This window comes from Sphaerochaeta sp., assembly GCF_050256055.1.
In the GTDB taxonomy this organism is placed as follows: domain Bacteria; phylum Spirochaetota; class Spirochaetia; order Sphaerochaetales; family Sphaerochaetaceae; genus Sphaerochaeta.
Genome location: NZ_JBFWIJ010000003.1, coordinates 45,098 through 58,794, shown reverse-complemented (window position 1 = coordinate 58,794; position 13,697 = coordinate 45,098). Strand labels below are relative to the sequence as shown.

The following is a 13,697-nucleotide window of genomic DNA, read 5'->3' as shown; positions in this document are numbered from 1 at the left end:
ATTTGTTTCATGAATGAATTGATCGATATACTCGGATTCTTCCTCAATTTTCGGTTCGTAGCTTTGGTACTGGCAGGATCGGTTGCCGGTTTGTTCATCGGCGCCATACCCGGGCTTTCCGTGTCCATGGCCACAGCTTTGTTGGTTTCCATCACGTATTCCTGGCAGACCACCGATGCTTTAGCCATGATCATGGGCGTATATGTCGTCGGAGTCTTCAGCGGGGCACTGTCCGCCATCTTGATCAATATACCCGGAGCTCCTTCCTCCGTGGTTACCACCTTGGATGGGTTTCCCTTGGCGAACAGGGGAGAATCATACAAGGCATTGGTCTATGCAATCGTCTATTCCTGCATCGGGACGCTCTTCGGGTTCATTGCCTTGTTTGTCCTGGCTCGTCCGATTTCCAATCTGGCACTGCGTTTTACTCCGATGGATTATTTCTTACTGGCACTCTTCGGATTGACGACGGTTGGTTCCTTGACAAGTCAGAACTTCGCAAAAGGCTTGATCAGTGCAGCCCTGGGATTGTTCTTCAGTATGATCGGTTTGGATTCGGTTATGGGAACGCCCAGGCTCACATTCGGCATCCAGGATCTTCAGGCCGGGATCAACATTGTCCCGGCCTTGGTCGGGTTGTTCGGTTTTTCAGAAGTCCTGATGGTCGTAACAAATGCTCGGCTTGAAGGAACGGCCATGACGGTTTCCAAACAGAAACTGAAGGCTTCGGAAGTGCTCAAGCGTGGGAGATTCTCCCTCTGGTATGCAACCATCGGCGTGTTGGTAGGGGCTTTGCCGGGAGCAGGAGGGCCGGTGGCGGCTTTCCTGGCCTACAGTCAGGCAAAACGGCTTGAAAAGCATCCTTCCCAGCCATTCGGGGAGGGTGCGGTTGAAGGTATCATTGCAAGCGAGACAGCGAACAATGCCTGCATCGGTGGTGCGCTCATCCCCATGCTTACCCTGGCCATCCCCGGTGATGCCGTTACGGCGATCATTCTTTCCGTATTCTATGTGCATGGGCTTCGTCCAGGACCGCTGTTCATCCGTGACAGCCAACCGTTGTTCCATGCAATCCTTGCCGGAGGTTTCATCGGAAGCATCTTTTTGCTCATCCTCGGTTTTTTTGCATCAGGGCGTATCAGCAAGGTGATCACGATTCCCAAACGCATTCTGCTGCCATTGGTGACCGTGTTGTGTGTAATCGGTTCCTTTGCCACCAACAACCGGCTTTTCGATGTGGGATTGTTGTTCTTCTTCGGACTTCTTGGATTTTTCATGCGCAGCCGATCCTATTCGGTTGCACCCATGACACTGGCCATCGTGCTTGGCGGTATGATGGATTCGAATTTCAGGCGGGCGATATCCTTGGCATCGAGTGAAGATAATATGCTTTCAGCCCTGTTCAATCGCCCAATCACTTTCGTGCTCACCCTGTTCATCATACTCACCTTGGTCTCTCAGACCAAATGGTTCAAACAACGCTTTCGGCAAAAAAGGAATTGATGCATGCAAGTACGTGTAAGCCCCGGATCCCTGCATGGGACACTCCAAGTTCCTGGTTCCAAGAGCCATACCATCCGTTGTGTGTTGCTCTCGTTGCTGGCAAAAGGACCGTCGGTCATTCATAATCCTTTGGCCAGTGGAGACGGCCTGAGCGCACTTGCCGTTTCCAAGGCTTTTGGTGCAACCGTCCAACAACAGAAAGGCCGATGGGTCATAGAAGGACGGGGCTCACAGCTGCTTGTACCGGAAAATTGCATTGATACCCGAAATTCAGGTACGACCACATGTTTTTTTACGTCGGTGGCGGCATTGGTCGATGGGTACACGGTGATTACCGGAGATCAGCAGATCAGACGGCGTCCCATTCTCCCTTTGGTGAATGCATTGAACGAGCTTGGAGCCAAAGCCTTTCTCACCCGACCGAATCAAAGTGCGCCTCCGGTGGTGGTTCGTGGTGTCATGAAAGGTGGAAACACTACGATCAACGGCTTCAACAGTCAATATGTCTCCAGCCTTTTATTAAGTACGCCTTTGGTACAATCGACCACCCATCTTACGGTGGTGGACGCACTGGAAAAGCCGTATGTGCAGATGACACTCGATTGGATGCATCGCTACGGTGTTGACGTGGCGAACGACCATGCATATGGAGCATTCACGATTGAGGGAGGGCAATCCTACAAAAGTGGGGAACATCACATTCCCGCCGACTGGTCTGCCGTCGCATTCCCCTTGGTTGCGAGCGTTATCACCGATTCCGATCTTGTCTTGACCGGGCTCGACTTTCAGGACAGCCAGGGGGACAAACGGGTAGTGGACATCCTCATTTCCATGGGAGCCGATATCGTCAAGGATACAGAGGCGGGTACCCTTCATTGCAAAGGGGGTGTTGCCCTCCAGGGTGGGCAGGTCATCGATCTTTCGGATATACCCGATGCCTTGCCGGCGTTGGTGGTAGCGGCAACCCAGGCACACGGCAGTACGGTTTTCACCAATCTGCAACATGTACGGGTGAAGGAAACCGATCGGGTGGGGGAGATGACGCAAAAGCTCAACCTGTTGGGTTGTGATCTTTCCATTGTCGAAGATTCGCTGGTGGTTCGTGGTCCTACAGCGATCGGAGCAGGCACGGTATCCTCCTCGCACGACCACCGCATTGCCATGGCGTTGGTAAGTGCCGCAATGGCAGCACAAGAAGAGGTTGTGGTGACCGACGCGGAATGTGCTGATGTATCGTTCCCCGGTTTTTTTGATTCGTTTCGTGCATGCGGGGCAAATCTGGAGGTTATGGAGGATGCAGAGTTGTGAATACGAAGGACGTTACCATTACCGATGTAGCAGCCATGGCAGGCGTATCCATCGCCACAGTCTCCCGTGTCATCAACAATTCATTACGTGTCGACCCGGTTGTTCGCCAGAAGGTGCATGAAGCTATCGAGCAGCTCGGATATGTCACTCCGATCAAGAAGCATGCTCAGAACCTCTGGGCTCTCATCGTTCCCAGTTTGCAAAACCCCTTCTTTTCCTTGGTAGCCGAGGGGGTGCTTGCCAGAGCGAATGAAGCGAAGCAGAATTTGGTGGTATATTCTTCCAATGGAAGTGCAGAACAGGAAGCGTTGTGCCTGCAGCAGGCTGCCCAGCTTGGGGTTTCGGCTTTGTTGTTCTGCCCTATCTCCGATGCCTCGCTATCCTTTCTCCCTCGCGATGTGGCAGTGCTCATCGTCTACCGACGAGCCTATCAGAAAGGCGGCGTCCATATTTATTATGACAATGAACTGGGTGGATATCTAGCGACCAAATATCTCTTGCGGGGCAATCACCGACACATCGCCTTTTTTGCCAGTTTCTGGCAGCCGCAGACTATAGAGAAGCATCAGATGCTCAGGGATCTTGATTCAGACATGAAGCGGGGCAGTTATTCGTCTCTCGATCGTCTGGCAGGATATCGGAAGGCACTCTCTGAATTCTCGTTGGAGCTTGACCCCGATCTGGTATGGGTTGCCGGTTATGATTTTTCCAGCGGATATACCCAGGCAAAGGCGTTTCTCTCGACACTGAAGGATTTTGATGCAATTTTGTGTTGCAACGACTCGGTAGCCTCAGGTGTATTGCAAGCATTGCAGGAGCAGCATATCAATGTTCCTGAGCAAGTGTCGATCCTGGGGTATGACGATTCGTTTCTCTCCGAGGTGGCCCGACCTGAATTGAGCAGCATCCGCCAAGATCCCTTGTTGTTGGGAAGACAGGCGGTGGATTTGCTCACGCAAAGGCTCTCCGGTCGACCGGTTGGGGATGTGGTGCTCAAGCCGACCTTGACGATCAGAAATTCCTCACGGATGCGTACCAATGAAACAGGCACACCAGAGAAAAACTGATGTGCCTGATCGAGCCGACTGTCAGGATTGAACTGACGACCCCGAGATTACAAGTCACGTGCTCTACCGCTGAGCTAAGTCGGCTTGGACTGTTGCACTATACCGACAGGAAAACGCTCTGTCAAGCATACCGTTTTCTCGTCTGAAATGCGAGAATTGATAAAATTGACGAAGTTGGTTGACAAAAGAGTCAATACTTTGTAATGTACGGTTGTCTTTTGGCATGGAGAGGTTCCCGAGTGGCCAAAGGGGGCAGACTGTAAATCTGTTGGTTATACCTTCGAAGGTTCGAATCCTTCTCTCTCCACTTGAAGGCCTTCTTCTCAGAGGAAGGCCTTTTTTCCGTCTTGTATGAGTAGAGGTGTTGATGCGTTGTTTTTATGAGGAAGGATTACAATTCGCCTGTAAGGAAGGGTGCAATTATTGTTGCAGCTGTGAACCTGGGTTTGTGTTTCTTTCCCGCGAGGATTTGGAGAGATTGGTCCGATTCACCGCATTAGCTGAGGAGAAATTCATCAACACGTATTGTCGAAAGGTACCGATGGGTGGTTTTTCGATGCTCAGTTTGCTTGAACGGGATAATTTTGATTGTATTTTCCTTACGAAACAGGGTTGTTCGGTCTATGAAGCCAGGCCGAGGCAATGTCGCACGTATCCCTTCTGGAGAAACGTAATGGAAAGCAAGGAAAGCTGGGAACAAGAGAAACAAGCCTGCCCGGGTATCGGATCGGGAAGGGTGTACAGTAAGGAAGAAATTGATGCCTTGCTTTGCGTACATGCCGGCCAAGATCCCTTGATACTCCGATAGGACAAGCCATGGCGAAAGTGTCCGACGCTGTCCTTGAGCAGATCAAGGCTCGTCTTCCCATCAGTGAGGTTGTCTCCGATTATGTAACGCTTTCAGCGCGAGGGGGAAGGTTGTGGGGGTTGTGCCCGTTCCACCAGGAAAAAACCCCGTCTTTCTCCGTGGTCGACGACCAAGGTTTCTACTATTGTTTCAGCTGCAAGAAAGGCGGTTCAATGTTCGACTTCGTCATGGAAATGGAGAAAGTCCCCTTCTATGAGTCGGTCAAGATACTCGCAAAAAAGGCCAATGTTGAGTTGGTCGATGAAAATCCGGATGAGCGGAAGCGAAGGGATCTCCACGAAACCTTGTACGATCTGTATGACAAACTTGCTGGATCCTTCCATTTCTTGTTGACTTCCTCACCGGCCGGAAAACAAGCACGAGCGTATCTGGAACAACGCAAAGTCGACCCGGCGTTATGGGAGAAATTCAATCTCGGGTATGCACCGAGCGATGCATCCTGGTTGCATGGTTTTTTGAAAAAACACCATTACAGCGATGAACTGCTTACCCAGTCGGGGCTTTTCAGTCAGAACAATCCAACGTTTCCCCTGTTTCGTGATCGTCTGATGTTCCCCATTCGTACCTGGCAGGGAAAGACTGTGGCATTCGGAGGAAGAGATCTCACGTTTACGGCCAAAGCCAAGTACATCAATACTCCTGAAACGGCGATTTACAGCAAGAAGCATATCTTGTTTGGTTTGTATGAGTCGCTGGATACCATCAAGAAGGGGCAAAGTGCCATCTTGTGTGAGGGCAACTTTGATGTGGTTGCGCTTCATCAGGCGGGGTTCACCAACGCTATGGCCCCTCTGGGGACTTCTTTTACCGAGGAACAGGCAAAACTGCTCAGACGTTACTGTACCTCGGTACAGATTCTCTTTGATAGTGATCAGGCCGGGCAAAATGCGACGGCAAAGGCTTTGGTATTGGCGCAAAGCCTCGGGATGGAAAATTCGGTGCTGCAGCTGCGTTCGGCGAAGGATGCTTCCGAATTGGTCCAGAATTCCGGGGAAGAGCAATTGAAAAGGGAATTACAACAGTCAGTGCAAGGGTTTCGTTATCTTGTAAACAATGCGGTAAACCAGTATGATATACTGACGTCCAAAGGCAAATCTTCAGCTTTTACCGCTGTGAGACCATATTTGGACGCTACGCAGTCATCCATTGAGAGACAGGATCTTATCAAGGGATTGGCTGCAAAGCTGAATGTAGATGAAGCGTCGATACATGCGGATTATTCGCGGGGGCTGAGCAAAGTATCCAAACCGGTTTCTCCGGTCCTGGAACAGCAGGTAAAACCATTGAATCCTGCAACCATTTCCGTGGATTTGTATGCAATGTTGACACTTGTCAATAATAGGGATTTGTATCTTCAGATACGATATAAACTTGCTGTTGAGGATTTGGAGGATAAGGAAGCCGAGGCTCTTTATGATGTATTGGAAGAAGCGGCACGGGAAGAGGTCGGCAAGCATGATGAATACATCCTGCAGATGATTGAGGATCCACAGCTCAGAAGTGACGTAGCAGCTTCCTTTACGATGGAAGACTTTAGGCTTGCACCCCAAAAGGTGCTCAATGAAGCGGTGAATCGGATTCAACTGAGGAATTATGAGAAGAAACGCTTGAGTAACAAGCGGCTCTTGGATATCAGCCTTCATGACGGCACTGAGGATGAAGGGATCGAGGAACTGCTGAGAGAGAAGACGGAGATCGATGCAAGGATTTCTGAATTGAAGCAAGCTCTCGGGCAGGATAATTACACAGGGTAGGTAGAGATACAGATGCTTGATGAGAACATTTCGCAGGCCATAGTAAAAGATATGGTGGCGCGCTCAGCAGAGACCGGACATGTAACCAAGGACGAGATTCGCAAGGCTCTTGGAACACAGAATGCCACGGATGAGGCTGTCGATGAAATCATGCAGACACTCAGTGAGCTGGAGATCATGGTCACTGAGAACGATGAGGCTCCCATGGGGTCTTTGTATGGGGAAGGGCCTTCTCCTGATGATATCGATACTGAACTTGAAGAGGAACCGGATGATGTCGATCTTCTCGAGGAAGACCTCGAGGAGGATGACCTTGGTGTAGATCTCTTGATTGATGACTTTTCCGAACATCATGAGGAAAAGGAAGCCGAAGGCAAAAAGAACAAAGAGGAACCGGAGGACGAGGACGAGGATGAAGAATCCTCTCTCGAGGACGATGAAGATGGTTCCCATGCAATGAAACATGCCTGGAGCGGTATAGGCACCGATGATGACTCCATCGGAGGCAGTGATCACTTCGTGGACATCTCCAGCTTGGATGACCATGACGGGGACATTGAACATGTCCGCCACAGTATGATTCTCGGAACCGACAAGAGTGACACCAGCGGTGATGACCCGATTCGGTTGTATCTTCGGGAGATCGGCAAGGAGAACCTCCTTACTGCAGACCAGGAAGTTGAGTTGAGCAAGAAGATGGAGGACGGTGCCTTGATCATCAAGGAGGTCATCCAGGAAAGCGGGGTCATGATCACTCGGTTTCATGAGATCATCAAAACGCTCAACACGAAGATTGAAGGCCAGGAAGAAGAGTACAACGCAAAGGATTACAAGGAGCTGGTGACCAACCAGAAACGGTTCACTCAATTTTACAAGGAACAGTTGAAGGATGTTCAGGCTTCCTTGAAGAATTATATTGCGAAGAAAGAACAGATGATCTCAAGCGGTGAGGATGTACTGCATGACGATACGTTGGTGAAAACCCGGATTACACTGCTTAAGAAGCTTTCCAAAGTCGAGTTGCAGCCTGAGGAGATCACTGCATTTACCCATGATTTCGTCGATGCAGAGAACAAGATCCGTACCTATAAGGAAAAGAAGCAGCAGCTCGAGAACAAACTCCATATTTCCTCTGCCAAGGAACTGCGTCAGCTCGGCCGTGATTTGGCTACGCAAAGCAGGAGTGGGAAGATTGAGGAGGAACTGCATCTTTCCAGTGATACGATCAAGGACCTGATTCGTGAGCTTCAGCTGACCGAGAAGGAACTCAAACAGATCGAATACCAGTTCGAGGAAACCTGCGAGAATATCCTGATCCATTCAACGAAGATCAAATTCGGCCAGAAGATGATGAAGGATGCAAAGGATCGCCTGATCAGGGCAAACCTTCGTTTGGTTGTCTCGATTGCAAAGAAGTATACCAACCGCGGGCTCCATTTCTTTGACTTGGTCCAGGAAGGGAACATCGGCCTCATCAAGGCGGTTGAGAAGTTCGAGTACCGCAAAGGGTTCAAGTTCTCTACCTATGCCACGTGGTGGATTCGCCAGGCCATTACCCGTTCGATCAGCGATCAGGCCCGCACCATTCGTGTTCCGGTGCATATGATTGAACAGATCAACAAGGTGGTCCGGGAGTCAAGGATGCTCATGCAATCCCTTGGTCGTGAACCGACTGATGAGGAAGTCGCCGAGAAGCTCGGTTGGACCGAAAGCAAGGTAAAGGCCGTGAAGAACGTTGCACGTGAACCGATCAGCCTTGAGACGCCGGTAGGTGAGGAGGAGGATTCGTTGCTCTCCGATTTCATCGAGGACAAAGAAGTGGAGAATCCTGCAACCCAAACAGCGTATTCATTGCTGCAGGAGCAACTCAAGGACGTGTTGGCTACACTTCCTGCTCGTGAGCAAGAGGTTTTGAAGATGCGTTTTGGTCTTGAGGACGGATATTCATTGACACTTGAGGAAGTAGGATTGTATTTTGAGGTAACGAGGGAACGTATCCGACAGATCGAGGCAAAAGCCCTTCGGCGGCTGAGACACCCGAAACGTAGTAGAAAATTGAAGGATTTCATTTGAGATACAGGGAGAAGATGATGGAAGAAGCAGTAGTGTTTGAAAAGCTCAGCCAATTGCAGGAAGACCTGATTGTCCGGTTTGCACTTGAGGATGAGATTGTCAAGTTGCCGAGGGATCTGAAGGTGAAGCAGGAGCTGCTGGACAAGATCAACCTCGAATATATTGAGGAACATACCAGAAGCGAAGCAGCCAAGGATGAGCTGAAGAGCCTTCGGATTCAGTATGACGATGCTGTCCATGCACGCGAAAACTCTGAGAAGCAAATGGAATTGATTTCAACCCAACGTGAATTTGAGGCGTTGGAAAAAGAGATCAAGGATGCTTCGGCAAAAGAGCAGAATCTGCTCAAGTTGCTGCATGTAAAAGAGAAGCAGGTACATGAATTCAGTGAACGTTTGACTGAGAAAGAACAGTTGATGACGTTGCAGAAACAGGAAGTCGATGCCGAAGCCGGTAAGATTGAAGCTTTGCTTGCTGAAAAGAAAGCCCAACTCGCCGATTTGGAACAGAAATGCATCGGATATATTGCAGGGGACATCACTGAGGATTTGTACAACAAGTTCTGTAATATCGTCCGTAACAAGAAAGGTAAGGGTATTGTACCCATTCACGGATTGGTCTGTCAGGGTTGTCATATCGTACTTCCCATCCAGTTCGTCAATGACGTGCGCTCGGAGAAGGAAATTGAGTTCTGCCCGTATTGCAGCCGAATCCTCTTTTATGAGGAGGTCGAGGGTGCTGACGAACAGTTCCGCAAGAGTGTCGAGGATATTGAGATTGAGGAAGGCGGTTTGGCCGACTTTGTCGATAGCAGTGAATTCGACGATCTATTGTAGGTTGTATTTCAAGGTAGGCTAGATGATCGCGGGCGGCTTTAGAGCCGCTTGAGGAAAGTCCGGGCTCCATAGGACATGACGCCGGGTAACACCCGGGAGCGGTAACGCTATAGAGAGCGCCACAGAAAATATACCGCCGGTTTTCCGGTAAGGGTGAAATGGTGGGGTAAGAGCCCACCGCACTACTGGCAACAGGGGTGGCAGGGCAAGCCTCGTCAGGAGCAAAACCAAGCAGCAGGCAGGGCTGTCCGTCCATTGCCTGCGGGTCGGTTGCTAGAGAGCCTTGGCAACAAGGTTCGTGGATAGATGATCATCATATACAGAACCCGGCTTATTGCCTGCCTTGTTTTTTTGATACCATAGGAGAACAGAGAATGATGAGAACACGATGGTGCACCCTTCTCCTGTTCTCTCTTTTTTTGCTTTTCTCCATGGGATGTGCCAAACCTTCTCCCTCACTGGCTGAATTGGCCATCGAGGGGGATTATCCACAACTGCTGCAGGCTGCGAGAGCTGAATTTTCCAAGCATTATGCATCAGGTGCCCTCTATTACATCGCCTTGGCACAACAACGGATGGGTGATAATGCTGAGGCTGTAGCCGACCTTGCATTGTATTTCTCCCTCACTGAGGAAAGCAAGGTTTCATTGGCCGCTCGACAGCTGGCTGTACAGGTTGCCGGAGAGGCGCATCAGATGGGAATGGTAGCTAGTCAGGCAGCTTATCTGGAAGCAGGGAACGCACTTGATTTGGAGGAAGCCAAACTGTATTATCAGGCTTTGCTATCCTTGAATCGCCGAGACGAGGCGGCAAGAGTGTTTGCGACCTACCTGAGACAAACAATGGATCCCCTTTCCTATGCACGGATGCTTGTTCAGGGAAATGCACCGCTTTCCATGGTGAAGGAATCCTGCTCGAACCTTCCTGTGCAAGAGGTGGTGCAGATTCTCCTCCTCGCTTCCAGTAAGGTTGATGACAGGCAGCAAGCACAAGCGTATCTTTCCTATGCCGTTTCGTTTGAGAACAAGGAAATGGCAACCGATGTCCGTAAGGATCTCTATACTGCACTTTACGAATTCAGCAGGAAATCTGATGCCAGGGTGCAGGCAAACAAGTATCAGAGTCTGATACAATCATTACCATAAAGAAGGAATGCCATGCAATTGCACGATACACTCGCCGATGATCTTCTGATGATACAAAATCCCAGCCGGTACACCGGTGGTGAATTCCATTACGGGCAGAAGGACCTCTGTAAAGTCACCTTCCATGCAGCGATCTGCTTTCCTGATCTCTATGAGATCGGGATGAGCAACCATGCGGTGCGCATCCTCTATGATCTGCTCAACAAGATGGAAGAGGTACATTGTGACCGGGTGTTCTCCGTAGCTCCCGACTTCGAGGCATTGCTCAGAGAAAAGCAAGAGCCGCTGTATACGTTAGACTTGCATAAGAGCCTTTGTGATCTGGATTTGCTGGGCATATCCATCGGCTATGAACTCTGTGCCACGAATATTTTGCAGGTATTGGAATTAGGACGAATTCCCCTGCATGCCGATTCGCGCACCGATGAACATCCTCTGGTCATCGCAGGAGGGCCTGCCGTAACCAATCCGCTTCCGTTTGCCCCTTTCTTTGACTTTGTCTATATCGGGGAAGCGGAAGGTGGACTGGAAGCAGTGGTGCAGATGCTTATTGATGCAAAGAAAGAGAACAAGAGCCGGGCACAGAAGATCGACATGCTCCGAGAGGTTCCCTATCTCTGGTATCCGGGCAAGAAAAAGGCAGTCAGGTATGTGGATACCACCTTCGCCGAAAATCAGGACCATACCTTCGGGTATTATGTAGTTCCGAATTTCAAGGTGGCTCAGGACAATGGGGTGGTGGAGATCATGCGAGGTTGTCCGAATGGCTGCAGGTTTTGTCATGCCGGCCAATACTACAAGCCCTATCGACAGAAGTTGTACACTACCATGAGGGACCAAGTCGAACAGTATGTCAGTACATTCGGTTTTCGGGAAATTACCCTTTCCTCCTTGTCCAGTGGGGATCATCCATATATTAAGGAATTGATCGAGACGTTGAACACCGAGTATGGGCCTCGTCATGTCTCGTTTTCCCTGCCGAGTTTGAAGGTGACCTCCTTTTCCTTGGGAATTCTTGAACAACTGTCCGAGGTCAGGAAAAGCGGGCTGACATTTGCTATCGAAACTCCCAAATTGGCATGGCAACAGGCGATGAACAAGGAAGTGCCGCTCGAACAAGTCATCCAGATTGCAAAGGAAGCGAAAAGCAGGGGATGGAAACTTGCCAAGTTCTATTTTATGATAGGGCTTCCCTTTGTCGACCAGGAAGAAGAAAACCAAGCGATCGTCGATTATCTTGGAGCCATTGCAGATGAGACCCACCTGCATATGAACATCAATATCGGTACGTTCATCCCCAAGCCGCATACTCCGTTCCAATGGTGTGCCCAAAGAACACCCCAGCAATCGTACCAGCAACTCTCTGCATTGAAGAAGATGATCAACGAACGGATCAGAGGGTGCAAGGTTAGTTATCATGAACCGAACATCAGTTACCTGGAAGGTTTGATCAGCAGAGGAGATGAACGATATGCATCCATCATCGAGCGAGCCTACCAGAAGGGGTGTCGTCTCGATGCATGGGATGAGTACTTGCGCGCCGACCTCTGGATGGAAGCGATTGAGGAAGCCTCCTATGATCCGAATCCCTCCATTTTTAAAGCATATGCTCTGGATGATACGTTGCCATGGGACAGTGTGAGTATGCAGGTGAGCAAGAAGTATCTCAAGGATGAGTATGTGATGGCTAGACAATTGTTCCTGACTGAACGTTGCCTTCCGACATGCGACCATCTTTGCGGCGTATGCTCAAAAATGACCAAGGTGGTGGATACCACCCATGTTGATCCACTCATGGAAGCGGTGCGTGAGCATCGAATCGAGAAAACGGAACAACTCTCGGTTACTGGTGAGAGTATCCAGGCATTGATAACCTACCGACGATATGGAAAATCATTGTATATCAGCCACATCAATGCGATGAGAAACTTCGAAATGGCTTTCCAACGTTCCTCCCTGCAAGTTCAGTTCACCCAAGGATACAATCCCAAACCAAAATTGGAATTCGTCAATCCCTTGTCGATCGGAATCGAAGGCTTGGAAGAAGTGATGCTTGCAGAATTGGTTGGCGTCGATTCCTTGACGGAAGCACAAGTGAAGCTGCAGCTTCAGCAGGCGTTGAATGAGGGATACGAAGTAGGGCAGGTGGTGTTTCTTGCAGGAGGCAAGAAGCAGACGCTGGCAAAGCATTTGAAAGGCAGCAGATACACCATCGACACCCGAGAGGATTCCCAAACCAGGGAACTACTGGTGCAACTGGCGAATGATCCAGTGCAAGGAGCACAGGTCACCAATCTGGATGGCAGGAATTTTGCGGTTCTGATCGAAGGCGAGAAAAATATGGTCAAATTGTTGTTCGGATCGGAAGCGGACAAATTTGCTTTGGCAAGCAGGCTTACGATCGTCCGTACCAATGTGTATGCAGGATCGTGGGATACCTCGTATCCTGCGTATTTCGAAACGATTCGGGAAGGACGATCAGTCCAATAAGGATTGGATGTTCAGAGTGGCGTGCTGGGGACCGACCATCATCAGCACGTCATTTGCGCGGAGCGGAAGATACGGCCCCGGAGATAGGGTGATCGCCCCGTCTCTACGGATCGCTACCACTGTGGCCTCGGTTTCCTGCCAGAAGTTCAACTCCCCCAAGGTTTTCCCGACGGCTTTGCTTTGTTCGGAAATGGTATATTCGAAGATCGGGAACGGGTTCGCCTCATGAAAACGGGTGTTCACGGAGAACAATTGCTTTGCGATGGACAGAAGCTCGTGGTCGAGTGCTGCATGTTCCTCGAGAATCTGGCGCATGCGATGCATGAGCAACTTTGATTCGTCCTGCTTTTCATATTTTTCGATGAATGTCTTCGCCTTTTGGCTGCTTTTGACCAAAGCACCGCTGTTTTGCATAACCTGCACGACTTCCATTTCTTCCAACAACGCAAAGGAACGGCGGATTGTTTCGGGGGAAACCCCATATTCTCCCGAGAGCAGGGTTCTTCCCGATAGTCGTACCCCTTCTGCTATCTCTCCCCGGACAATACGCTTCGCTACATCCAAGGCAATGCGTTCGTACACGGCACTATTCTCTCGTTTACGCTGCATGGAACGGTTTGGTTGCAGTCTTGCAGTTTCCATGATCATCTCCT

The 13,697-nt window shown here is 50.0% G+C and carries 10 protein-coding genes, 2 tRNA genes and 1 other RNA gene; 11 read left to right on the top strand and 2 right to left on the bottom strand.

From position 1 onward, the window contains the following. The first annotated feature begins 9 nt into the window (after positions 1–9). From AB7C91_RS01760 to AB7C91_RS01750, 3 genes are read left to right on the top strand one after another with little or no spacing between them, the layout of a single operon-like run. Complete coding sequence (locus AB7C91_RS01760) at positions 10–1,503, top strand: tripartite tricarboxylate transporter permease (protein WP_428588816.1); 1,494 nt, start codon at positions 10–12, stop codon at positions 1,501–1,503. Positions 1,504–1,506: 3 nt separating this feature from the next. Further along, on the top strand, positions 1,507–2,811 hold the full coding sequence (gene aroA, locus AB7C91_RS01755) for a 3-phosphoshikimate 1-carboxyvinyltransferase (protein WP_428588813.1): 1,305 nt from the start codon (positions 1,507–1,509) through the stop codon (positions 2,809–2,811). Further along, on the top strand, positions 2,808–3,878 hold the full coding sequence (locus tag AB7C91_RS01750; RefSeq protein WP_332448432.1) for a LacI family DNA-binding transcriptional regulator: 1,071 nt from the start codon (positions 2,808–2,810) through the stop codon (positions 3,876–3,878). Before aroA ends, AB7C91_RS01750 begins: the two co-directional genes overlap by 4 nt. A gap of 12 nt (positions 3,879–3,890) precedes the next feature. Here AB7C91_RS01750 and AB7C91_RS01745 read toward each other — a convergent pair. Beyond that, a tRNA-Thr gene (locus AB7C91_RS01745) sits at positions 3,891–3,962 on the bottom strand. A gap of 141 nt (positions 3,963–4,103) precedes the next feature. Here AB7C91_RS01745 and AB7C91_RS01740 point away from each other — a divergent pair. From AB7C91_RS01740 to AB7C91_RS01705, 8 genes are all read left to right on the top strand, one after another. Then, a tRNA-Tyr gene (locus AB7C91_RS01740) sits at positions 4,104–4,185 on the top strand. Between the two features lie 60 nt (positions 4,186–4,245). Next, positions 4,246–4,686, top strand: coding sequence for a YkgJ family cysteine cluster protein (locus AB7C91_RS01735; protein WP_332448433.1), 441 nt, complete (start codon positions 4,246–4,248; stop codon positions 4,684–4,686). An 8-nt stretch (positions 4,687–4,694) separates the two neighbouring features. After that, a complete protein-coding gene (dnaG, locus tag AB7C91_RS01730) occupies positions 4,695–6,500 on the top strand; it encodes a DNA primase (protein ID WP_332448434.1) in 1,806 nt (601 codons plus the stop codon). 51 nt (positions 6,501–6,551) lie between these two features. Further along, a complete protein-coding gene (gene rpoD / locus AB7C91_RS01725) occupies positions 6,552–8,573 on the top strand; it encodes an RNA polymerase sigma factor RpoD (protein WP_428588808.1) in 2,022 nt (673 codons plus the stop codon). A 17-nt stretch (positions 8,574–8,590) separates the two neighbouring features. Next, on the top strand, positions 8,591–9,409 hold the full coding sequence (locus tag AB7C91_RS01720) for a zinc ribbon domain-containing protein (RefSeq protein ID WP_332448436.1): 819 nt from the start codon (positions 8,591–8,593) through the stop codon (positions 9,407–9,409). Between the two features lie 9 nt (positions 9,410–9,418). Further along, an RNA gene (gene rnpB, locus AB7C91_RS01715) (RNase P RNA component class A) lies at positions 9,419–9,759 on the top strand. Between the two features lie 24 nt (positions 9,760–9,783). Continuing rightward, positions 9,784–10,554, top strand: a complete 771-nt coding sequence (locus AB7C91_RS01710) for a hypothetical protein (RefSeq protein WP_332448437.1) — start codon at positions 9,784–9,786, stop codon at positions 10,552–10,554. Positions 10,555–10,566: 12 nt separating this feature from the next. Then, a complete protein-coding gene (locus tag AB7C91_RS01705) occupies positions 10,567–13,044 on the top strand; it encodes a TIGR03936 family radical SAM-associated protein (RefSeq protein WP_332448439.1) in 2,478 nt (825 codons plus the stop codon). On the opposite strand, the gene AB7C91_RS01700 is transcribed toward AB7C91_RS01705, so the two are convergent. Beyond that, positions 13,033–13,686 (bottom strand): TrkA C-terminal domain-containing protein, encoded by a 654-nt coding sequence (locus AB7C91_RS01700; protein WP_332448440.1) that lies wholly within the window; start codon positions 13,684–13,686, stop codon positions 13,033–13,035. The genes AB7C91_RS01705 and AB7C91_RS01700 overlap by 12 nt on opposite strands. Positions 13,687–13,697: the final 11 nt, after the last annotated feature.